Origin of the sequence: Cycloclasticus sp. P1 (assembly GCF_000299965.1) — a bacterium.
GTDB classification, from domain to species: Bacteria; Pseudomonadota; Gammaproteobacteria; order Methylococcales; family Cycloclasticaceae; genus Cycloclasticus; species Cycloclasticus pugetii.
Genome location: NC_018697.1, coordinates 796348 through 817068, shown reverse-complemented (window position 1 = coordinate 817068; position 20721 = coordinate 796348). Strand labels below are relative to the sequence as shown.

Annotated in this window: 18 protein-coding genes and 3 tRNA genes; 5 read left to right on the top strand and 16 right to left on the bottom strand. The window is 41.8% G+C overall.

Features of this window, described 5'->3' with window-relative positions; translation table 11 throughout:
• Positions 1–4 precede the first annotated feature (4 nt).
• Both hypD and hypE read left to right on the top strand, forming a co-directional pair.
• Positions 5–1117 carry a hydrogenase formation protein HypD gene (gene hypD, locus Q91_RS03955; protein ID WP_015005593.1) on the top strand — a complete coding sequence of 371 codons (1113 nt, stop codon included), beginning with the start codon at positions 5–7 and terminating at the stop codon, positions 1115–1117.
• Complete coding sequence (hypE, locus tag Q91_RS03950; protein WP_015005592.1) at positions 1114–2169, top strand: hydrogenase expression/formation protein HypE; 1056 nt, start codon at positions 1114–1116, stop codon at positions 2167–2169. Before hypD ends, hypE begins: the two co-directional genes overlap by 4 nt.
• A 368-nt stretch (positions 2170–2537) precedes the next feature.
• On the opposite strand, the gene Q91_RS03940 is transcribed toward hypE, so the two are convergent.
• From Q91_RS03940 to uvrB, 13 genes are all read right to left on the bottom strand, one after another.
• Positions 2538–3635 carry a patatin-like phospholipase family protein gene (locus Q91_RS03940; RefSeq protein ID WP_015005591.1) on the bottom strand — a complete coding sequence of 366 codons (1098 nt, stop codon included), beginning with the start codon at positions 3633–3635 and terminating at the stop codon, positions 2538–2540.
• Positions 3636–3925: 290 nt separating this feature from the next.
• On the bottom strand, positions 3926–4708 hold the full coding sequence (locus tag Q91_RS03935; RefSeq protein WP_015005590.1) for a 3-hydroxybutyrate dehydrogenase: 783 nt from the start codon (positions 4706–4708) through the stop codon (positions 3926–3928).
• Between the two features lie 778 nt (positions 4709–5486).
• A tRNA-Pro gene (locus Q91_RS03930) sits at positions 5487–5563 on the bottom strand.
• A gap of 12 nt (positions 5564–5575) precedes the next feature.
• Positions 5576–5929 (bottom strand): MerR family transcriptional regulator, encoded by a 354-nt coding sequence (locus Q91_RS03925; RefSeq protein WP_015005589.1) that lies wholly within the window; start codon positions 5927–5929, stop codon positions 5576–5578.
• Positions 5910–6209, bottom strand: a complete 300-nt coding sequence (locus Q91_RS03920) for an integration host factor subunit alpha (protein ID WP_015005588.1) — start codon at positions 6207–6209, stop codon at positions 5910–5912. Before Q91_RS03920 ends, Q91_RS03925 begins: the two co-directional genes overlap by 20 nt.
• A gap of 4 nt (positions 6210–6213) precedes the next feature.
• Complete coding sequence (gene pheT / locus Q91_RS03915; protein WP_015005587.1) at positions 6214–8592, bottom strand: phenylalanine--tRNA ligase subunit beta; 2379 nt, start codon at positions 8590–8592, stop codon at positions 6214–6216.
• A gap of 20 nt (positions 8593–8612) precedes the next feature.
• On the bottom strand, positions 8613–9632 hold the full coding sequence (gene pheS, locus Q91_RS03910) for a phenylalanine--tRNA ligase subunit alpha (RefSeq protein WP_015005586.1): 1020 nt from the start codon (positions 9630–9632) through the stop codon (positions 8613–8615).
• A gap of 133 nt (positions 9633–9765) precedes the next feature.
• Positions 9766–10119: a 50S ribosomal protein L20 gene (gene rplT / locus Q91_RS03905; protein WP_015005585.1), complete on the bottom strand. Its 354-nt coding sequence runs from the start codon at positions 10117–10119 to the stop codon at positions 9766–9768.
• A 24-nt stretch (positions 10120–10143) separates the two neighbouring features.
• Complete coding sequence (gene rpmI, locus Q91_RS03900; RefSeq protein WP_015005584.1) at positions 10144–10341, bottom strand: 50S ribosomal protein L35; 198 nt, start codon at positions 10339–10341, stop codon at positions 10144–10146.
• Positions 10342–10353: 12 nt separating this feature from the next.
• A complete protein-coding gene (infC, locus tag Q91_RS03895) occupies positions 10354–10881 on the bottom strand; it encodes a translation initiation factor IF-3 (protein ID WP_223253239.1) in 528 nt (175 codons plus the stop codon).
• Positions 10882–10956: 75 nt separating this feature from the next.
• Positions 10957–12876, bottom strand: a complete 1920-nt coding sequence (thrS, locus tag Q91_RS03890; protein WP_015005582.1) for a threonine--tRNA ligase — start codon at positions 12874–12876, stop codon at positions 10957–10959.
• A 44-nt stretch (positions 12877–12920) separates the two neighbouring features.
• Positions 12921–12997: transfer RNA gene (locus Q91_RS03885), tRNA-Val, on the bottom strand.
• A gap of 82 nt (positions 12998–13079) precedes the next feature.
• Positions 13080–15080, bottom strand: a complete 2001-nt coding sequence (uvrB, locus tag Q91_RS03880) for an excinuclease ABC subunit UvrB (protein ID WP_015005581.1) — start codon at positions 15078–15080, stop codon at positions 13080–13082.
• A 126-nt stretch (positions 15081–15206) separates the two neighbouring features.
• On the opposite strand from uvrB, the gene Q91_RS03875 reads away from it, so the two are divergent.
• The 3 genes from Q91_RS03875 to Q91_RS03865 all read left to right on the top strand — a co-directional run bounded on the left by Q91_RS03875 (position 15207) and on the right by Q91_RS03865 (position 17392).
• Entirely contained in the window at positions 15207–16397 is a 1191-nt protein-coding gene (locus Q91_RS03875; RefSeq protein ID WP_015005579.1) for a pyridoxal phosphate-dependent aminotransferase, read from the top strand.
• A gap of 69 nt (positions 16398–16466) precedes the next feature.
• Positions 16467–16542 (top strand) — tRNA-Asn (locus Q91_RS03870).
• A gap of 109 nt (positions 16543–16651) precedes the next feature.
• Positions 16652–17392 (top strand): hypothetical protein, encoded by a 741-nt coding sequence (locus Q91_RS03865; protein WP_015005578.1) that lies wholly within the window; start codon positions 16652–16654, stop codon positions 17390–17392.
• 80 nt (positions 17393–17472) lie between these two features.
• On the opposite strand, the gene Q91_RS11410 is transcribed toward Q91_RS03865, so the two are convergent.
• The 3 genes from Q91_RS11410 to Q91_RS03850 all read right to left on the bottom strand — a co-directional run bounded on the left by Q91_RS11410 (position 17473) and on the right by Q91_RS03850 (position 20596).
• Complete coding sequence (locus Q91_RS11410; RefSeq protein WP_015005577.1) at positions 17473–17973, bottom strand: hypothetical protein; 501 nt, start codon at positions 17971–17973, stop codon at positions 17473–17475.
• Positions 17974–18102: 129 nt separating this feature from the next.
• Positions 18103–19896, bottom strand: coding sequence for an ABC transporter transmembrane domain-containing protein (locus Q91_RS03855; protein ID WP_015005576.1), 1794 nt, complete (start codon positions 19894–19896; stop codon positions 18103–18105).
• A 181-nt stretch (positions 19897–20077) separates the two neighbouring features.
• A complete protein-coding gene (locus Q91_RS03850; protein ID WP_016389623.1) occupies positions 20078–20596 on the bottom strand; it encodes a zinc ribbon-containing protein in 519 nt (172 codons plus the stop codon).
• Positions 20597–20721 lie beyond the last annotated feature (125 nt).

Sequence of the window (20721 nt, the reverse complement as noted above, 5' to 3'; positions counted from 1 at the left end):
TTCAGTGAAATATATTGATGATTTTCGACATCAGCCACATGTTGAGTTATTGGCAACAGCGATAAGGAATACCTGTACACGCCCTTGGACCATTATGGAATTATGCGGTGGTCAAACACATGCGATCATGAAATACGGTATTGATCAATTACTGCCAAGCGATATTAACCTCATTCATGGCCCTGGCTGCCCTGTTTGCGTTACCCCCTTGCAAGCCATTGATAAGGCAATCGGCATAGCGGCCTTGAATGGCGTTATCTTTTGCACCTTTGGCGATATGCTTCGCGTCCCCGGTTCAACAAAAGATTTAATGACCGTCAAAGCCGAAGGTGGCGATGTCCGAACAGTCTACTCCCCATTAGAAGCGGTCACGATCGCTCAACAGCACCCTGATAAGCAGGTGGTGTTTTTTGCCATTGGTTTTGAAACCACTATTCCAACGACCGCCATGAGCGTATATCAGGCGCAACAAATGGGTTTAAAAAATTTCAAATTGCTGGTGTCACACGTTCGCGTTCCTCCGGCTATGGAAGCGATACTCTCATCAGCAGAAAATAAAGTGCAAGGGTTTCTCGCCGCAGGCAATGTCTGTGTGGTGATGGGCTATCAGGAATATTTACCCATTACTGAGAAATATCAGGTGCCGATTGTCGTTACTGGTTTTGAACCCGTCGATATTCTGCAAGGAATTTTGTTGTGTATTACCCAATTAGAACAAGGTCAGGTAACAGTTGAAAATCAATATGCTCGGGCCGTCCAAGCATCAGGTAATACCACCGCGCAACAGATAGTTAATCGAATTTTTAAACCGGTTACTCGTTCATGGCGAGGACTTGGTGATATCCCGATGAGTGGTTTTGAGCTCAGTGCAGATTACGCTGCTTTTGATGCAGAAAATTACTTTCAAATCGCACATATCAACACACAAGAACACGAGCAATGTCTAAGCGGTAAGGTGTTACAAGGTATTATCAAACCATCACAATGCCCAGAGTTTGCTAGCCGCTGCACGCCAGAAACCCCTTTAGGTGCCACCATGGTTTCCGCTGAAGGTGCCTGCGCCGCTTATTACGCCTACCGTCGTCAGCAAAGTATTACGGAGAACATTAGCCAGTGAGTAAAACGGATAATTCAGAAGACGCCTGCCCTCTACCTATTGGCCTGTATGACAAAATAGTGATGGCGCATGGTGGTGGCGGTCAATTGACACAGTCACTCATCGACAAACTCATGCTGGCTGAATTCGACAACCCTGCACTCAATGAAAAAAATGATAGCGCTGTGCTGGCTATCAATAGTGAGCGTTTGTCTTTTACCACTGACTCCTACGTGGTTAACCCCCTATTTTTTCCCGGAGGTGACATCGGCAAACTGGCGGTTTGCGGCACATTAAATGATTTGGCAATGAGTGGCGCTCGACCGTTATTTTTAAGTTGTGGTTTAATCATTGAAGAAGGCTTTGCTATTGATTCCTTGCAAAAAATTATCCACTCCATGAGCCACCAAGCCAAAGCGGCTGGCGTTAACATTGTAACTGGCGACACCAAAGTCGTTGAGAAAGGAAAAGGCGACGGGCTGTACATCAATACCAGTGGCATCGGCGTGCTAGATACAGCCATGAGCCTCTCCCCAAGCATGCTACAGCATGATGATGTTGTTATTATTAATGGCGATATTGGTCGCCATGGCATCGCCATTATGGCGCAAAGAGAAGGTTTTAAACTCGAACAAACTCTGGAAAGTGATTGCGCTGACCTATCTGGACTGGTCAAATTATTGCTTGATAGCGGCATTGACATTCACTGTATGCGTGATTTAACTCGGGGAGGATTAGCCACTGCCTTAATTGAAATTAGCACTGCCGCTAACAAACAAATCATGCTTGACGAAACCGCTATCGCCATTGCCGATCCCGTGCGTAGTGTTTGTGAAGTACTTGGCCTAGACCCGTACTATGTTGCCAATGAAGGACGTTTTATTAGCATATTACCATCAGCCCAAGCTGCTCAAGCATTAGCCATAATGCACGCTCACCCTTTAGGAAAACAAGCCGCCGTTATCGGTAACGTACACAAGGGCTCTCAGGCCATGGTTACAATAAAAAACCGAATTGGTACAACACGTATTTTGCAACTGCTAAGTGGCTCGCAACTGCCTAGAATATGTTAATGATCAAGCTGTCGTTAACTTGAGGCTCACCATAAAAGCATTGCTCTGATAACCGCTTCTACTACCTTCTTGCATACCGGAACGGGCTTTCTTAAAGCTATTCAATATAAAGATTAATAAACCGATCTCGATACTCTTCGTACACCCACGACTTCTCCAGACAAGACAGGAAAAACACCTCGTTATTACAAGGCCCAACTGATCAGTTAAAGGCACTGCAAAAAAATCCCCACCAAAAAACCGGCCACTACAAAGTTTCACAAAGGGAGTAACGAGCATTGGGGGCATGCAAAACGCTGATTAGCTTTTTAGCATGTTACTTGCTCAGCTTATTTTGGAGGCTTCCGTAGTGATGAATAAATGCTTTCTTACTTGTTCTCGTGTCTATGCCGACCATTTTCATCTTCAAATATTTTTGTATTCGAATTGAGAAAGGTCTTATGCAAATCCACAGAGTCATTAACACCTATTGCATCAAAATTTTGTTCCAACCATAAAGACATTTCTGCTCGACCCTTATCACGCAGAGAGGTTAAAAAATCCCAATCTGAACTGTACTTACTACTCAGTGATAAGTCTTTTAATGCCTCATCTGCCCGAACAGAATGTACGAGAATATCCTTAAAATTGCCTTTATGCTCATCTTTGAGCATATCGTGTTCGAGTAATTTTTTCACGAAGGCTATCGCACGCATTTCTGATAATAGTGATGAGTTAAAGCTAATTTCATTAATGCGGCTAACAATTTCTGCCGATGTTGTAGGCGTGCTAAAACGGTTGATGGGGTTAATATGCACAATCAACAAATCTCTGCTATCCGTTTTATAAAACAGAGGAAACAAGGCAGGGTTTCCAACATAACCACCGTCCCAATAGTCTTCATCGTCTATCGACACCGCTTTATATATCAATGGTAGACAAGCGGATGCCATAGCTACATCTAATGTGACATCTTTGGTATTGAATACCCGTACTCTGCCACTATGGACATGCGTTGTACTGATAAACAATTTAATGTCACTGCAATTATTTAGCGCTTCAAAATCGACCGTATCGGCCAATACATCACGCAGAGGGTTTATATCAAATGGGTTAAGTTGATGCGGTGAAAAGATCCGCGACATGAAGTCTGTAACCATAAAATTCAATACATCAGGCACTTTCCATGGCATATATTTATCTAGAGCCCATTTTTTCATTGGCTTGAAGGCTTTACCTTCCTCTGAAATGCGCCACCAAAAATTATGCAAACTCTCACGCGCTTTCTCAGGACCGCCTTGCTGCATCCCTGACGCTAACACGCAGGCATTCATCGTTCCGGCACTGGTTGCACAGATGCCATCAATGCCAATACGACCATCTTCTAATAGTTTATCTAACACACCCCAAGTAAATGCACCGTGTGCTCCCCCGCCCTGAAGCGCAAGGTTGATTGTCTTTTCTACTTTACTGCTTTTTTCCGTCATGGAATTCCTCGGTTAATAGATTATTTAGAGCCCATGTAGTCATGTATTACACGTCCATATGGTAGTGTTAGATCTACATGCCCAATAACTTGTTTAACAGGCAGATCAGTTACGGGTGCCTTTACATGTGGAATGAGTTGCAAACAAGCAGGGCCTGACTCATACGTAATAATCAAATACTCGCGGTCAATAAAACGATACGGCCCTTTGGGTAATTCGGCGATGCAAGCGGCATCGAAAGTAAACTTAAAATATCTCTAGTATTCACCTTATTACCTCAATAGAGTAACTTAGCCAGCCGTCCAACCACCATCGACGGATATATGTGTACCTGTAATATTCTCAGCGTGTTCCGAACACAAAAATAAAGACGTCCCTGCTAACTCCTCAACAGTCACAAACTTCTTAGTCCATTGCGCCGATAAAATAACGTCTCGTTTTACTTCTTCCTCACTAATACCACGAGCCTTAGCCGTATCCGGAATTTGTTTTTCAACTAACGGAGTTAATACATAGCCCGGGCAAATAGCATTACAAGTAATATTGTCTTCCGCCACTTCTAAGGCAATTGTTTTTGTAAACCCCAACACACCATGCTTAGCGGTAACGTATGCCGATTTAAAAGGCGATGCAATAAGTCCATGTGCCGATGCTATATTAATAATTCGCCCCCAACCTTGTCTTTTCATATGCGGAATAGCGGCACGTACGGTATGAAAACTTGAGGACATATTGATCGCTATAATGCTATCCCACTTCTCAGGCGAAAATTCTTCAACGGGTGCAACGTGCTGAATTCCCGCATTATTAACAACAATGTCAATAGAACCAAAAACCTTCACAGCCTCTTCGACCATGGCTGTTATTTCATCCGGTTGGGTCATATCAGCATCATTATAGATACACTTAACCCCTTGGTTTTCAATCGCCTGCCGTTCTTTTTCAATCTCAACCGAATCACCAAACCCATTCAACATAATATTAATGCCTTGCGCTGCAAACCCCTGCGCAATGCCTAAACCAATTCCCGATGTTGAACCGGTTATTATCGCTGCTTTTCCTTTCAAATCCATTTATCTACCCTACTGTTGTTTAGTGAACAGTCTCTATTGCCTAAGACCCACCCCTTTTTAATCAAAAAAGACAATAAATCTAATAACATTGTGACACAACACAGTTCAAGTCCTGTATAAAATTTATTACGCTACAACTAACCTATCCTCCTGCCTCTGTGGTGGGAATACTATTAATGGCCCTTGCAAATAGACTACCTGATATTCTTAATAAAGGCTTTCCTAGCCAAAAAGCCCAATAACGTAACTACAGAGGAATAAAGAACCACTTAGAGCACCAGTCTTAATAACTAGCATCTTATAGCCATAATTATTTGAATTTGTTAAGCACCAACTAAAATGGTCTAACCACGATTCATGCTTAACTAAAAATCAGACCTACAATCGTAGATAACCTATTTAGCAGTTGATATTAAAAAGAATTTGGCTGTATCAAAAAACTTAAGCACATGATAAGACACTTCAACTACAACCCGCTTCCTCATTTGTACCGACAATTAGTTAACTAGATAAGCTAACACTGCTGCAGTGTCTATAAATTGCTTACATCGTTTGCAATACATTGCTTAACGGGCTTTGCACACCCTCTGCCTCTTACGCTAAGAAACATGCTGATAATAAAAGCTTCAACGTTGGAACTGGAAAAGTTAATTACCTTAGTGGCTTTGCTAGTGCTGTTGCAAAAGTGACTTATTCTAGTGAAACTAGTGAAAGGTTAGACAATCTTGTAATATCGAAAAATAGCCGAGCTATAACTAATTGAATAATAAAGGAAATTTGGTCGGGGCGAGAGGATTTGAACCTCCGACCACCAGTACCCCATACTGGTGCGCTACCAGGCTGCGCTACGCCCCGATGGAATTAAAATTACTTGAGTATGTCTAAAATTTCTTCTAATTCAGCTTTTATTTGCTGAATTTCTATTTTTGTCTGTGAGGTGTCTTTTTGTGAACTTTCACCTGAAAGGTGTGAACGAGCGCCACCAATAGTGTAACCATCCTCATAAAGCAGCCCACGAATTTGCCTTATCAGCACAACATCTTTACGTTGATAATAACGACGATTACCACGGCGTTTTACCGGCTCAAGTTGTGAGAACTCTTGCTCCCAATACCTTAGTACATGGGGTTTTACAGCACATAACTCACTCACTTCACCAATAGTGAAATAACGTTTCGCCGGTATCGCCGGCAACTCATTGTTATGACTGGGTTCCAGCATATGCTTCTACTCTGTCTTTAAGTTTTTGACCTGCTCTAAGAGTAACCACCCTTCTTGCAGAAATAGATACATCTTCGCCTGTTTTTGGATTTCGTCCAGGTCGAGCCTCTTTGTCTTTAAGTTCAAAATTTCCAAATCCTGAAATTTTAACTTGCTCACCTTTTTCTAACGATTCCTTTATTGCTTCAAACATTTGCTCAACGATCTCTTTAGCTTCTCGTTTATTGAGACCTAACTCGTCAAATAATTGCTCTGTTAAATCAGCTTTCGTTAATGACATTTTTTTATTCCCTTAGCTGAGCATTAAATAAATTATTAAGATTAGCGAGCAATTCATTAATGAGTTCCTCAACATCTTGCTCAACTAGTGTCTTAGATTTATCCTGTAAAATCAAGCCCAAAGCAACACTTTTTCTACCAGTTTCTACTCCCTTGCCTTGGTAAATATCAAACACAATAACCTCATTAACAAGCGTGTATTGCTTAGTAATATAGCCGACCATTTCATTTACGTGGAACTTTTCATCCACAATGAGTGCTAGGTCACGTCTTACCGCTGGATATTTTGACACTGCTTGAAATTCTGGTATCTGTTTTGTCTGAATCAGAGATTGTTTTAGTTCTACTAAATACACTGGTTTCTTAATATTAAACTCACCTTCCAAAGCTGGGTGTAATAAACCAATATAACCAACATGCTCCCCTGAATTATTAATCAGCTCTGCTGTTTGTCCTGGGTGTAAAGCTTCGTGTTTAGCCGGTTTAAACTGGTAGTCTGACAAACTGCCATTCAACGATAAAATAGCTTCTATATCGTGTTTAACATCATAAAAATCAATGCTTCTAGATGACTCACCCCACTGTTCTGGCTGAGCGAGTCCTGTCGCTAATATAGACAACATTTGCTCTTGCACTAGCTGCCCATCTTTAACCGTGAATTTTAAGCCTGTTTCAAAAAAACGTATTGTTTCTTCATTACGTTTAATGTTTGCATCCATTGCTTTTAATAAGCCAGCCCATAAGGTTGTACGCATAACAGACAAATCAGCCGATATTGGATTCTGTAATCGGTACACATCATTCTGAGGGGTCAACAGCTTGAGCGACGAGTCATCTGTAAAACTGTATGTAACCGCTTCTTGATAGCCTAAATCAACCAGTAAGTCTTTAATCCTGTCTAGGGGCTGCAACTGCTCTTCAATGGCTGTTAAAGTACCCGAAACGGTTAATTCATTTTGTGGCAGATTATCGTAGCCATATAAGCGTGCCACCTCTTCTATCAAGTCTGCTTCAATTGCAATATCAAATCGATAACTTGGTGCTGTAACGAACCACTCACTTGCCGTCTTATTAACAATCATTCCCAAGCTATCAAAATATGCTTCGACTGTATTTTCATCAAGTTCTATACCCAGCACACGCTGCACTCTTTGAAACCTAAAAGGCACTGCTTTATTAACTGGAAGCGTTTTGGTTGACGATGCGTCCGTTAAGGGCCCTACTTGCCCGCCAGCAATATCGGTCAACAATTCAATCGCTCGATCTAATGCACGGTAACAAAGCTCTGGGTCTACACCACGCTCAAACCGGTGTGATGAATCTGTATGTAAGCCAAACTTTCTAGATTTACCCGCAATTGACAGAGGACTAAAAAATGCACATTCTAAGAATATATCTGTTGTCTCGTCATTAACTGCTGACGCTTCACCACCCATCACACCAGCAAAAGCCAAGGCTTTATGTTGGTCTGCAATAACCAGCACACTCTCATCTAACTCAACTTGTTGTTCGTTTAATAGCGTTAGAGATTCCTTTTCTCTCGCATGTCTAACAACAATGTCACCATCGATTTTAGCTAAATCAAATGCGTGAAGCGGCTGCCCTAATTCCAATAGAACATAATTTGTCACATCCACTAACGGACCTAAACTACGCTGACCACATCGACGCAATTTTTCCTGCATCCAGATAGGCGTTTGTGCTGAACGATCTAAGCCTTTAATCACACGACCTAGGTAACGAGGGCAATCTATAATAGCCTCAACGTTTACATTTTTATGCTCGTTTATTGAAGTTTCTATTTTTGGTGCTGGTTTGTTTTTGACAGGCTGTTTAGCAAAACAAGAAATTTCACGCGCAACACCTTCTACGCTTAAGCAATCGGCACGATTTGGCGTTAAATCTACTTCGATAATCGTGTCGTCAAGTTGTAAATAGTCCCGAATATCAGTTCCAATCGGCGCATCACTTGGTAGCTCCATCAACCCATCAGCTGAATCAGCGAGGCCAAGCTCTTCTTCGGAACATAACATGCCATTAGAAGGCTCACCACGTAACTTTGATGGTTTGATTTTGAAATTACCGGGTAAGACGGCACCAACAGTTGCCACAGGAATCCGTAACGAAGTTCTAACATTACTCGCACCACAAACAATATCTAAAGGCTCTTCTTGCCCAATAGAGACTTTACAAAGGCGTAATTTATCCGCATTTGGGTGTGCTTGAACTGATAATACTTCACCTACTAACACGCCGGTAAACTCAGCCGCAGCCGCTTCTACAGAGTCTACTTCTAAGCCAGCCATTGTTAATTTTTCTGTCAATTCATTCGTTGGAATTGAATAATCAACAAACTCTTTAAGCCATGCTTCATTTACTAACATTTATGAGTCCTTATTTAAGCTTAATTAAACTGTTTTAAGAATTTAAGATCATTTTCAAAAAATAACCGTAAGTCATTGATTTTATATCGAAGCATGGTCAGCCTTTCTACACCCATACCAAAAGCAAAGCCGGTAAATTGGTCTGCATCAATGTTGATATGACGAAATACTTCTGGGTGAATCATTCCACAGCCCAATACCTCTAACCAACCGGTATGCCCGCATACACGACAACCTTCACCTTCACACATCACACATTCAATATCTACTTCAGCAGAGGGTTCTGTAAATGGAAAATAGGAGGGTCTAAACCTTACTTTGACATCTTTTTCAAAAAAGGCCTTTAGAAACGCACTAATAACACCTTTTAAGTCGGCAAAGTTAATATCTTTATCTACAACAAAGCCTTCAACCTGGTGGAACATGGGTGTGTGCGTAATATCTGAATCACAACGATAAACACGACCCGGCGCTATCACTTTAAGTGGCGGTTGTTGATTTTCCATCACTCTAATTTGAACAGGTGATGTATGTGTTCTTAATAAGGTATGCTCATCAAAATAAAAAGTATCGTGCATGGCTCGTGCAGGATGATGAGAAGGAATATTCAATGCCTCAAAATTATGAAAATCATCTTCCACTTCAGGCCCAGTTGCCACATCAAAACCAACACGATTAAAAATCTGTTCAATACGGCGCATCGTTCTTGTCACAGGGTGAACACCACCCACTGATTGGCCACGGCCAGGTAAGGTCACATCAATAGTTTCTTCTATTAAGCGCTTTGCTAATAATTCATTTTCAAGTTGTACCTTACGCTGTTCTAAGTGCGCTTGAAATTCTTGTTTAGCTTGGTTGATAACGGCACCAACCTTTGGCCTTTCTTCAGCAGATAGCTTGCCCAGCGTTTTCATTTGGCGCGTAAATACACCTTTTTTACCTAGGTAAGTAACTCGAATTTCTTCAACAACTGAAAGAGATGACGCATCAGCTAATTCTTTTTGCGCTTGCTTAACAATGTTTTCTAATGAATTTTCCACGTTGTTATCTTTTTATTTAATCCAAATAAATAAGGGAAAGGCCTCTAGACCTTTCCCTCACGACTCACTATCAGCTTGTAGTCAATACAGTATAAAAAATATGTGGGTAATGTTAATTACCCAAAAGCTGTTTCTACAGGTTAGATTTTGCAGTCGCTACTAATTGCGAAAACGCATCTTTATCAAACACTGCTAGATCAGCTAATACTTTTCTATCCAAACCGATGGATGCTTTTTTAAGGCCATTCATAAAACGGCTGTATGACAAACCACAGCTACGGGCACCAGCATTAATACGTGCAATCCATAAAGCACGGAATTGACGTTTTCTTTGACGACGATCTCGGTAGGCATATTGACCCGCTTTAATCACCGCTTGTTTAGCAACACGATAAATACGGCTACGTGCTCCATAGTATCCTTTTGCTTGTTTTAATACTTTTTTGTGTCTTGCTCTAGCAACAACACCGCGTTTTACTCTTGGCATTTCTTATCCTCGAAAATCTTAAAATTAACTATACGGCAACATACGAGTCACGCTTTTCATATCTGAAGCGTGAATCAGTGATGCTTTACGTAGTTGACGTTTACGTTTAGTGGTTTTTTTGGTCAAAATGTGACGCAAGTGAGCTTGCTTACATTTAAAAGCGCCCGTACCCGTTTTCTTAAAACGTTTGGATGCTCCGCTATTTGACTTCATCTTTGGCATTACAATACTCCGTTAATTAATTTTTTTCGGCGCCATAACCATTACCATTTGGCGGCCTTCAAACTTTGGCCGCTGTTCGACCAAGGCTAATTCTTCTAAATCTTTTTCTACGCGATTTAACAACTCCATACCTAACTCTCTATGGGCCATTTCTCTACCGCGAAATCTTACTGTGATTTTGGTTTTATCACCGTTCTCTAAAAATGAACGCAGATTACGTAATTTTACGTTGTAATCACCAATATCGGTTCCAGGTCTAAACTTAATCTCTTTAACCTGAACATTTTTTTGTTTCTTTTTCGATGCCTGCAATTTCTTGCTAGCCTCGAATTTAAACTTACCATAGTCCATTATTTTACAGACAGGTGGTTTAGCTGTTGGAGAAACTTCAACCAAATCTAAATCGACTTCAGCCGCCAAGCTCATCGCTTGTTCTAGTGTAACAACACCTACTTTCTCACCCTCATGATCGATGAGTCTTACACTTGGTATTGTAATCTCTTCGTTTACTCTTACTCTTTTTGTTGCGATCTTAACAATCTCCGAAAATTTTTAACGCTAAATTAAGCCATTTCTAATATTAGCAACGTACGCTAATGCACCTTGTGCAAAAACTTAAGACTCTAATGCATTTCGTTCAGTAACATTTTTGGTTACTAACGAAATAAAGTCCTCAGGATTGAAATGACCCAGGTTTTTTCCACTTAACGAACGCACTGCCAACTCGTTATTTTCTACTTCTTTGTCACCGATAACGATGAGATACGGAATGCGTTTTAAAGTATGCTCGCGAATTTTAAAGCCGATCTTCTCATTTCTCAAGTCTAATTTGACTCTGATGCCTTGTTTTTGAAGGATTTTTGCAATTGAGGTCGCATATTCGTCATTTTTATCCGTAATTGACATTAAAACGACTTGGGTCGGTGCCAACCACACAGGAAATTTACCCGCATATTCTTCTATTAAAATGCCAATAAAACGCTCCAAAGAACCCAAAATCGCTCTGTGCAACATAACCGGCGATTGTCTTGAACCATCCTCTGCAATAAATTGCGCATCTAAACGACCCGGCATTGAAAAATCCACTTGGATGGTGCCACATTGCCAAACACGATCTAAGCAGTCTTTCAGTGAGAACTCAATTTTAGGCCCATAGAAGGCACCCTCACCCGGTTGTAATTCCCAGTCTAAGCCTTTTGCATTTAAGGCCTCTTCTAAAGCTTTTTCAGACTTATCCCAAACCTCATCAGAGCCTACTCTTTTTTCAGGGCGTGTAGATAACTTGATAAGAATGTCGGTAAAACCAAAATCCGCATACACTTCAAACAACAGGTCAATAAAATCAGACACCTCTGATTGAACCTGATCTTCTGTACAGAAGATATGCGCATCATCTTGAATAAAGTTACGCAAACGCATCAGTCCATGTAAGGTACCTGATGGCTCATTACGATGACACGAACCAAACTCGGCCATTCTTAAGGGCAAGTCACGGTAGCTTTTTAAGCCTTGGTTATATATTTGCACATGACATGGGCAATTCATTGGTTTAACAGCATACTCGTGGTTATCCGAGTCTACGGTAAACATATCATCACGGAATTTTTCCCAGTGACCTGATTTTTCCCACAATGACTTATCCACTAATTGCGGTGTACGTACCTCTACGTAATTATTGTCTTGTAGTTTAGAACGAATATATTGCTCAATTGTTCTATAAACACTTAAGCCTGCATCGTGCCAAAAAATCATCCCTGGTGCTTCTTCTTGAATATGAAACAAATCCAGTGATTTAGAAATCTTACGATGATCACGCTTTTCAGCTTCTTCTATTCTATGCAGGTACTTTTTCAGCGCCTTTTTATCGCCCCAAGCCGTGCCATATACACGCTGAAGCATTTCATTATTAGAATCACCACGCCAATACGCACCAGCCAGTTTAGTTAGTTTAAACGCTTTTAAACTACCAGTATTTGGTACATGCGGCCCTCTACATAAATCAGTGAAATCACCTTGTTTATAAAGTGACAACACTTCATCTTGCGGAATGCTTTCAATAATTTGTGCTTTGTATTCCTCGTTTTTGTCTCTAAAAAACGTTACTGCATCATCACGAGACAGCTCAAAACGCTCAACCGGTATAGATTGCTCTGCCAGTTCAGACATTTTCTTTTCAATTTTTTCAAGGTCATCTGGCGTAAACGAACGCTCAAATGCAAAATCATAGAAAAAACCATTATCAATAACCGGGCCTATGGTGACTTGAGCCGATGGAAACAGCTGCTTAACTGCTTGTGCTAATAAATGTGCGGTTGAATGGCGAATAATCTCAAGACCGTCTTCATCTCTTGCGGTCACAATCGCTAGCGTTGAGTCTTGCTCTATTAAATAAGAACCATCTACTAATACATCATTCACCTTCCCTGCTAAGGTTGCTTTTGCCAAGCCTGCGCCAATATCAGCGGCCACGTCCAGCACGCTAACTGCTTGTGAAAATTCGCGCTGACTTCCATCCGGTAATGTAATAACTGGCACGTTAGAACCTTTGTGTTTTGATGTTTGAATTTGGTGTTAAAAATTGGTAGGCACGAGTGGATTCGAACCACCGACCTCATCCATGTCAAGGATGCGCTCTAACCAACTGAGCTACGCGCCTGCAAGCCAATTTTCTTAAGACCGCGCATTGTACTGAATGTTGCCTCGTTAGTGAAGCTATCAGTTTATTTAATTTGCCAATGCTAGCTATTCAAAACCATCTGATTTTGTAACTCATTCACCTCATCCCGTACTTTAGCGGCTTCTTCAAACTCTAAATCTCGTGAATGTTGATACATTTTCGCTTCTAATTCTTTTATTTTTTTAGCCATTTGAGCTGGTGATAAAGCTTGATATTTTGCCGCTTCATCAGCTACTTTTTTCATTGTACTTCGCTGAGATCGGGCCGTCCCTTCCATGATATCGGTGACCTTTTTAATGATTCCGGTTGGGCTAATTCCGTGCTTTTCATTGAACGCCTGCTGAGTTTCCCTACGGCGACTGGTCTCATCCATCGCCCGTTGCATTGACCGTGTTATTTTATCGGCATATAAAATACTCTTTCCTTTTACATTCCTTGCCGCACGCCCTATTGTTTGAATCATAGACACCTCAGATCGCAAAAATCCCTCTTTGTCTGCATCTAAAATAGCTACTAAGGACACTTCTGGAATATCCAAGCCTTCACGTAATAAGTTAATACCAATTAACACATCAAATATACCCAAACGAAGATCACGAATAATTTCTACCCGTTCAACCGTTTCAATATCAGAATGCAGATAGCGAACCTTTACCCCGTGCTCCATTAAGTAATCGGTTAAATCTTCAGACATTCGTTTTGTTAGCGTTGTAACCAACACACGCTCTTCAACTGCCACTCGTTTTTTAATTTCTGACAACAGGTCATCCACTTGTGTTGTGGCCGGCCTTACTTCAATAATCGGGTCAAGTAAGCCTGTTGGCCTAACAACTTGCTCCACCACCGCCCCCGAGCGCTCGATTTCATACTTAGCAGGTGTCGCTGAAATATAAATCGTTTGAGGCGCTTTCGCTTCAAACTCTTCAAAGCGCATCGGCCGATTATCTAACGCAGATGGCAAACGGAAGCCATATTCAACCAACGTTTCTTTTCTTGAACGATCACCTTTATACATCGCCCCTACTTGCGGCACCGTCACATGTGACTCATCAATAAAGAGCAAGGCATTATCTGGCAAATAATCAAATAACGTGGGCGGCGCCTCATTAGGCTTTCTACCGGATAGATAACGTGAGTAATTTTCAATCCCCGAACAGTAGCCAATTTCACGCATCATTTCCAAATCAAACTTTGTACGTTCTTCTAACCGTTGCGCCTCAACCAGTTTATTTAACGAACGTAACTGTTCTAAGCGAATCGCCAATTCAGATTTTATTTTTTCTATCGCTTCTAAAATGGTTTCGCGCGGGGTTACATAATGAGAAATAGGGAAAATTGTGTAACGCGGTATGCGTTGGATAATTTCACCGGTTAATGGATCAAACAACGACAAACGCTCAATTTCATCATCAAACAATTCCACACGCAGCGCATCTTGGTCTGACTCGGCAGGAAATATATCAATCACATCCCCTCTTACTCGATACGTTGCCCGAAGTAATTCAACATCATTACGCTTGTATTGCATGTCTGTTAACTGACGAATAATCTCGCGCTGACTCACCCGCTCACCACGAGATAAATGCAAAATCATACTAAAATATAGTTCCGGATCACCTAAGCCATATATACAAGAAACACTCGCAACAATCACCGCATCCTTGCGTTCCATCAGTGCTTTAGTCGCAGACAAGCGCATTTGCTGAATGTGCTCATTTAATGACGCATCTTTATCTATAAAGGTATCTGATGCCGGCATATAGGCTTCTGGCTGATAGTAATCGTAATACGACACAAAATATTCAACCGCATTATCGGGTAAAAACTCTTTAAGCTCGCCATACAACTGCGCGGCCAGCGTTTTATTATGCACCAACACCAAAGCAGGCCGTTGTAGCTCTGCGATGGTATGCACCATCGTAAAAGTTTTACCTGAGCCTGTTACCCCTAATAAGGTTTGATTCGCTTCGCCATGATTAACTCCCTCAACCAGCGCTTTAATCGCCTTTGGTTGATCGCCTGCTGGTTTAAAAGATGAGTGAATTTCGAATTTTTTATTCATAGGGATTATCTGGGAACGCAGCATCTAGTAGAATACTGTCTTTAGGGGACCAAATACTTAATTTTATTCTAAAAAAGCTGTCAACACCCCATTTAAGCTGAATTTTATTCATAGAGGCTATAACAAATGAGCATTAAACTGTCACAACGCGTACAACGCATAAAACCTTCTCCAACACTTGCTGTAACAGCAAGAGCGGCTTCCTTACGCGCAGCCGGACAAGACATCATCGGCCTAGGCGCAGGCGAGCCTGACTTTGATACACCAGAGCATATCAAACAAGCCGCTAAAGACGCTATTAATGCAGGTAAAACCAAATACACAGCCGTTGATGGCACGGTTGAACTTAAAGATGCCATTATCAATAAATTAAAACGCGACAATGGTCTTGATTATCAAGCCGACCAAATTCTTGTCTCATGCGGTGGTAAACAAAGCTTTTTCAACTTAGCTCAAGCCTTATTAGACGATGGCGATGAAGTTATTATTCCTGCACCGTATTGGGTGTCGTACCCTGATATGAGTTTATTGGCAGGTGGCGTACCGGTCATCGTTCAAGCAGGCCAAGATCAAGCTTTTAAAATTACCCCTGAACAGCTTGAGGCTGCCATCACCGAAAAAACCAAACTTGTTGTGATCAACAGCCCATCAAACCCAAGTGGTAAAGCCTATACCAATGACGAATTAGCAGCACTGGGCGATGTGTTGGTCAAACACCCACATATCCTCATCGCGACCGACGATATGTACGAACACATCCTTTGGACTGACGAGCCTTTCAGCAACATCGTTATGGCGTGCCCAGCACTATACGACCAAACTATTGTGCTTAATGGTGTATCAAAAGCCTACTCCATGACTGGTTGGCGCATTGGTTACGCAGCAGGCCCTAGCGAGCTGATGAAAGCGATGAAGAAGATTCAGTCGCAAAGCACATCAAACCCAACATCTATCTCACAATACGCTGCGCAAGCCGCACTAGAAGGAGACCAATCTTGCATCGGTGAAATGCTCGTCGCCTTTAAAGAACGCCACGATTATGTTGTAGAACAACTGAACCAAATAAATGGCGTCAGCTGCATCTCATCTGACGGAACGTTTTACTGCTTCCCTGACTTCAACGCCATACTGAATCGCATGGACAGCATCGACAACGATGTAGACTTAGCTGAATATATTCTTGAAAAAGCAGGCGTAGCGCTTGTTCCAGGCTCAGCTTTTGGACTTAATGGTCACATGCGTATATCCATTGCAACCAGCATGGATAACCTAGTAAACGCCATGGATCGAATAGCGAAGTTACTAAACGACAATTAAATGCGTTTTAAAGCTTATTAGCTATTGACCAAAACAGCCGCGTTTCGTAAGATACGCGACCTGAACAATTCCTCTGTAGCTCAGTTGGTAGAGCAAATGACTGTTAATCATTGGGTCACTGGTTCGAGTCCAGTCGGAGGAGCCAACTATCAAAGCCTTAGCGTGAAAACGCTAGGGCTTTTTTATTGGGGTCAACCTCTGGTCAACTTTATAAATAAGCTTGATAGTTAAACATACAATGGAACTGTAAGAAAATGTCAGAAATTAAGGTTTTTGAACTAACGCAAGAAACTCTAAAGGAAGCTGAAGCATATATCTTAGGGCATAGTAGCCAAAACAGGATTGGGCTATGGTTTTCACGACACATTACCTTTCCCGTCAATTTTTTAATGAAAGGCTCTGCAGAGCTTTTAAAACCATTAGTGCAGTGGTCAGTTATGACTACAGTCTTTAGTTTTGCTGCTGCCCTTATTATGAACAACAATGTGTTACTTGATGAAATCAAGTCTGTCGTTCTAAGCCTTTGCCTTTTTATACCAATGGCTTTGGTTATGTTTGCTGTTCCAAGCACTTACGCTTATTACGGAGTGAAGCAAGAAGACATTGATGTTATTGTCAAATATCTCGAAACCTTTAATATCCAAGAACCGGAAACAATAGACTGCATTCTCTCCAATGTAGAAGCCATCCATACACGAATCATGGCCAGAGTTTCTTCATATAAGTGGGTTGTTGCTGCATCATGGGCGCTATTTAGTCTCATCCTTAATCAGCAAATGAAAGTCATTTTAAAAATAAGTCCCGAATCATGGCAAACCATTCTCCAAGATAACTTTATTGCTTTAATAGCGTTCATGGTTATTTCCATAATGGCTATTTGGGTAATAACAAGCTACAAAAGAGCTTCAGAGCTGCTTATCAAAACTATTGAATTTGGCTTAATTGAAATAAGACATAAACTGCACTTAGCTAGAATAGCTCACAATAAAACCTGAATATATAGAGCCAATCATTGTTAGTAACATGCATAAATCACCATTCAAGTAACAACAGTTAATTAGTTATTATTGATCCATCACAAAACTATTACAGACAATTTTGCCCCGCAATAATCACATTCATCTGTTGCTGAAAATGGGCGGCTATCCTTTTCCTTATTACACTTAGGACAAACGGGGCTGTACCTCTTTGGCAGTATGTCACGCTTTAAACAAGGGGGAGCGTAACTACTATCCAACGCATCTGCTTTAAGGTTTGCAAAGGTATTTGGGTCGGCCGTTGCTACAAATGATCGATTATCGTGAAAGGTCGCGACAAAAGTAATTTCTTTCTTATTCCCACCCACTAATACACCCGCAACCAACCCAACTGGCCCAAGCAATAAGCCGCCAACTAAACCTAAGCCAATGCTTCCGGGTAATTTTTTAATTGTTTCTTCTGTAGCAACTTCAATTGATTTCAAGCGATTACTGGGAATAGTCTCTTTTCCACCCCTTCCACGGAAAACGAATATACCATTCAAGAAATGAATATCTTGTTCTATAAAATCTCCTCCATGAACTTTTATCTGACTCATGTTATTTGCTCCTTACTTTTTATTGTCCCTCCATGCATTGTGATACTAACACATCAAATATGGGTAAAATCATATAGAGCTGCAAGGTGGGGGGGGCAGCCAACTTGATTAATAAATTACCCCTTACAATTAACTGTCAAACTGCAATTCAGCAAGCCTTGCATACAAGCCACCTTTTTTGCGTAGTTCGGTCGCATCGCCTGTTTCTACTACTTCACCATTTTCCATAACGACAATTTTATCGGCCTTTTGCACCGTGGCTAAGCGGTGGGCAATAATCAGGGTGGTTCTGTTTTGCATGGCGGCATTAAGCCCTTCTTGTACGAGTATTTCAGATTCTGCATCCAATGCGCTGGTGGCTTCGTCTAATAATAAAATAGGTGCATTTTTTAGTATCGCGCGAGCGATGGCAATGCGCTGTCGTTGCCCACCCGATAAACGTGTACCTCGCTCACCTAGGAAGGTGTTGTAACCATCGGGTAGCTGCGGAATAAATGGCGCAACTTGGGCGGCATTGGCCGCGGCGATTACTGCTTCATCGGTGGCATTGGGCTGCCCGTAACGAATGTTTTCTAATACATTGGCAGAAAATATAACTGGGTCTTGCGGGACAATGGCTATTAAGCGCCGTAAGTCATCTAAACTAATCTCATTAATCGCTTGGCCATTGATGGCAATGCTGCCACTTTGCGTTTCGTAAAACCTTAACAATAATTGAAAAATGGTGGTTTTACCGGCGCCGGATGGCCCCACTAAGGCAAGAGTTTCCCCTGCGTTAATATGCAAGCTCACGTTGTTTAAAGCGGGGGTAGCTGGCCGCGATGGATAGTAAAATGTGACGTCGGTAAATTGAATATCGGCCTGAGATACACTGGCTAATGGAACTGGGGTTGGCGTATCGGTAATGGCTGTTTCTGCATGCAGCAATTCAAGTAATCGCTCGGTGGCGCCTGCTGCGCGCATAATATCACCCCATACCTGCGCTATGGTGCTAACGCTACCAGCCACCATGGCGGCATATAAGACGAATGAGGCGAGTTCGCCACCGGTCATTATGCCGTCACTCACTTGGCGCGCACCTAGCCACAATACAAAAATTATCGTACCCATCACGGCTGTAATAATCACCGCCGTCAATAAGGCTCTTACCTTTGTTCTGCGCATTGCGGCTAAAAAGCTCAACTGTGCGCTCTGGGTAAAACGATCAATTTCTCGCGTTTCTTGTGTATTCGATTGCACCGTGGGCATGGCGTTTAAAATTTCACCCGCCATGGCGGAGCTGTCGGCAATACGATCTTGCGACTCACGTGACAGCTTTTTGACTGAGCGACCAATTAAGATAATGGGAAAAATCAAACAGATCATTAATCCAATATTGATCGAAAACAAGTAAAAGCTGGTGACCGCTAGCATGATCATACCGCCCGTAAACTGAAACAAGCTGCGTAGGCCCATGGATGCCGAACTACCGACAACCGTTTGAATAAGCGTTGTATCGCCAGTTAAACGAGACAGTACTTCACCGGTTTGTAGCGTTTCAAAAAACTGCGGTGATTGCCTTAGTACACGGGCATACACCCCGCTACGTAAGTCTACCGTTACTCGCTCACCTATCCATGAAACCACATAAAAGCGCGAAGCTACCATCAGCGCCCAAAAAGCAGCCAAGCCAAACAGTACACCAAACTTGGTATTAATATTAATAGCGGGGGTTGTAGCATCGTTATTACCAAAGCCTACATCAATTAAATCACGAAAGGCTAAAGGTACTAACAGTAAGGTGGCAGACGCCAAGCTTAATAAGACAAAAGCAATAGCCAGCTGTAAGCGATAAGGCCTTAAAAAAGGCCATAAATCTTTTAATGAAATAACGCGTTTTGGTTTGGCGCTGTTTGGTTGATCGGAATTATTTGCTTGCGCCATTAGCTGAAACTTTCTCTCTTAAAATTATTTGGGGGTTTAAGGCATAACAAATACCCAGTTAGTGACCACCGGCCTTGTTAAGGCTTACCACTAATCAACCGCCCCATTAAGGTATGAAAATGGTTCTATCTTACCTTGCTGGTTATGAGCAATAAGCCTCTTTAAGCCAGACAGGAATTATTTAATGCCCACGGTGAAACTCAGTGGCGTGGCATTTTGGACAAGGAGGGATTTTGCCGGCTTTATGGAAATGTAGTTTCTCGCCGCATTTATCACACACCAGCGTACCTGCCCCTGTTACTTCACCCGTGTGTGGAGTCATGCGCCGGGCCAATTCCATTTTTAGCGCCAACATTTGTACCGTTGCCTTATCTGCCGTTTTAAGTAGCTTTTCTAAGGCTACACTTTGCAAGATATTGCTTTCAAAACCAAGCCAGTCTTCTAACTCTTGCCCTGTTTCTGTAAGGTAATGAGCCGCTTCATGAATATCTTGCTTTAACCATTGAGCTAACTTTTCGCCTTCATCCCTAGTAACCTTTTCGAGCTTAACGGCTTCTTCTTTTGCATCATCTATTAGTTGATGAAGCACCGGTGCAGAGGCTTTTTCCGCTTTATGAAAGCCCTCGACAACCTGTTCAAATAGTCTTTCGTAAACTGCACCGAGTACATCAATAAAATCACTGCTTTGTTGGTTTTTCATTTCATTCTCCGGTTTAGTTTTCAAAAAGTCGCCTATAGAAAGGCGACTCGCTTTACTAAAAAATAACACACAAAGAAACAAACGAAATGATTTATCGCAATTTTTTGCGATTATTACCTTAGCGC

Coding starts and splice junctions, on each gene's coding strand:
- Q91_RS03940 (WP_015005591.1), bottom strand. CDS start 3,635: ATGACGGAAAAAAGCAGTAAAGTAGAAAAGACAATCAACCTTGCGCTT.
- Q91_RS03935 (WP_015005590.1), bottom strand. CDS start 4,708: ATGGATTTGAAAGGAAAAGCAGCGATAATAACCGGTTCAACATCGGGA.
- Q91_RS03925 (WP_015005589.1), bottom strand. CDS start 5,929: ATGCTGGAACCCAGTCATAACAATGAGTTGCCGGCGATACCGGCGAAA.
- Q91_RS03920 (WP_015005588.1), bottom strand. CDS start 6,209: ATGTCATTAACGAAAGCTGATTTAACAGAGCAATTATTTGACGAGTTA.
- pheT (WP_015005587.1), bottom strand. CDS start 8,592: ATGTTAGTAAATGAAGCATGGCTTAAAGAGTTTGTTGATTATTCAATT.
- rplT (WP_015005585.1), bottom strand. CDS start 10,119: ATGCCAAGAGTAAAACGCGGTGTTGTTGCTAGAGCAAGACACAAAAAA.
- rpmI (WP_015005584.1), bottom strand. CDS start 10,341: ATGCCAAAGATGAAGTCAAATAGCGGAGCATCCAAACGTTTTAAGAAA.
- uvrB (WP_015005581.1), bottom strand. CDS start 15,080: ATGAATAAAAAATTCGAAATTCACTCATCTTTTAAACCAGCAGGCGAT.
- Q91_RS03875 (WP_015005579.1), top strand. CDS start 15,207: ATGAGCATTAAACTGTCACAACGCGTACAACGCATAAAACCTTCTCCA.
- Q91_RS03865 (WP_015005578.1), top strand. CDS start 16,652: ATGTCAGAAATTAAGGTTTTTGAACTAACGCAAGAAACTCTAAAGGAA.
- Q91_RS11410 (WP_015005577.1), bottom strand. CDS start 17,973: ATGAGTCAGATAAAAGTTCATGGAGGAGATTTTATAGAACAAGATATT.
- Q91_RS03855 (WP_015005576.1), bottom strand. CDS start 19,896: ATGGCGCAAGCAAATAATTCCGATCAACCAAACAGCGCCAAACCAAAA.
- Q91_RS03850 (WP_016389623.1), bottom strand. CDS start 20,596: ATGAAAAACCAACAAAGCAGTGATTTTATTGATGTACTCGGTGCAGTT.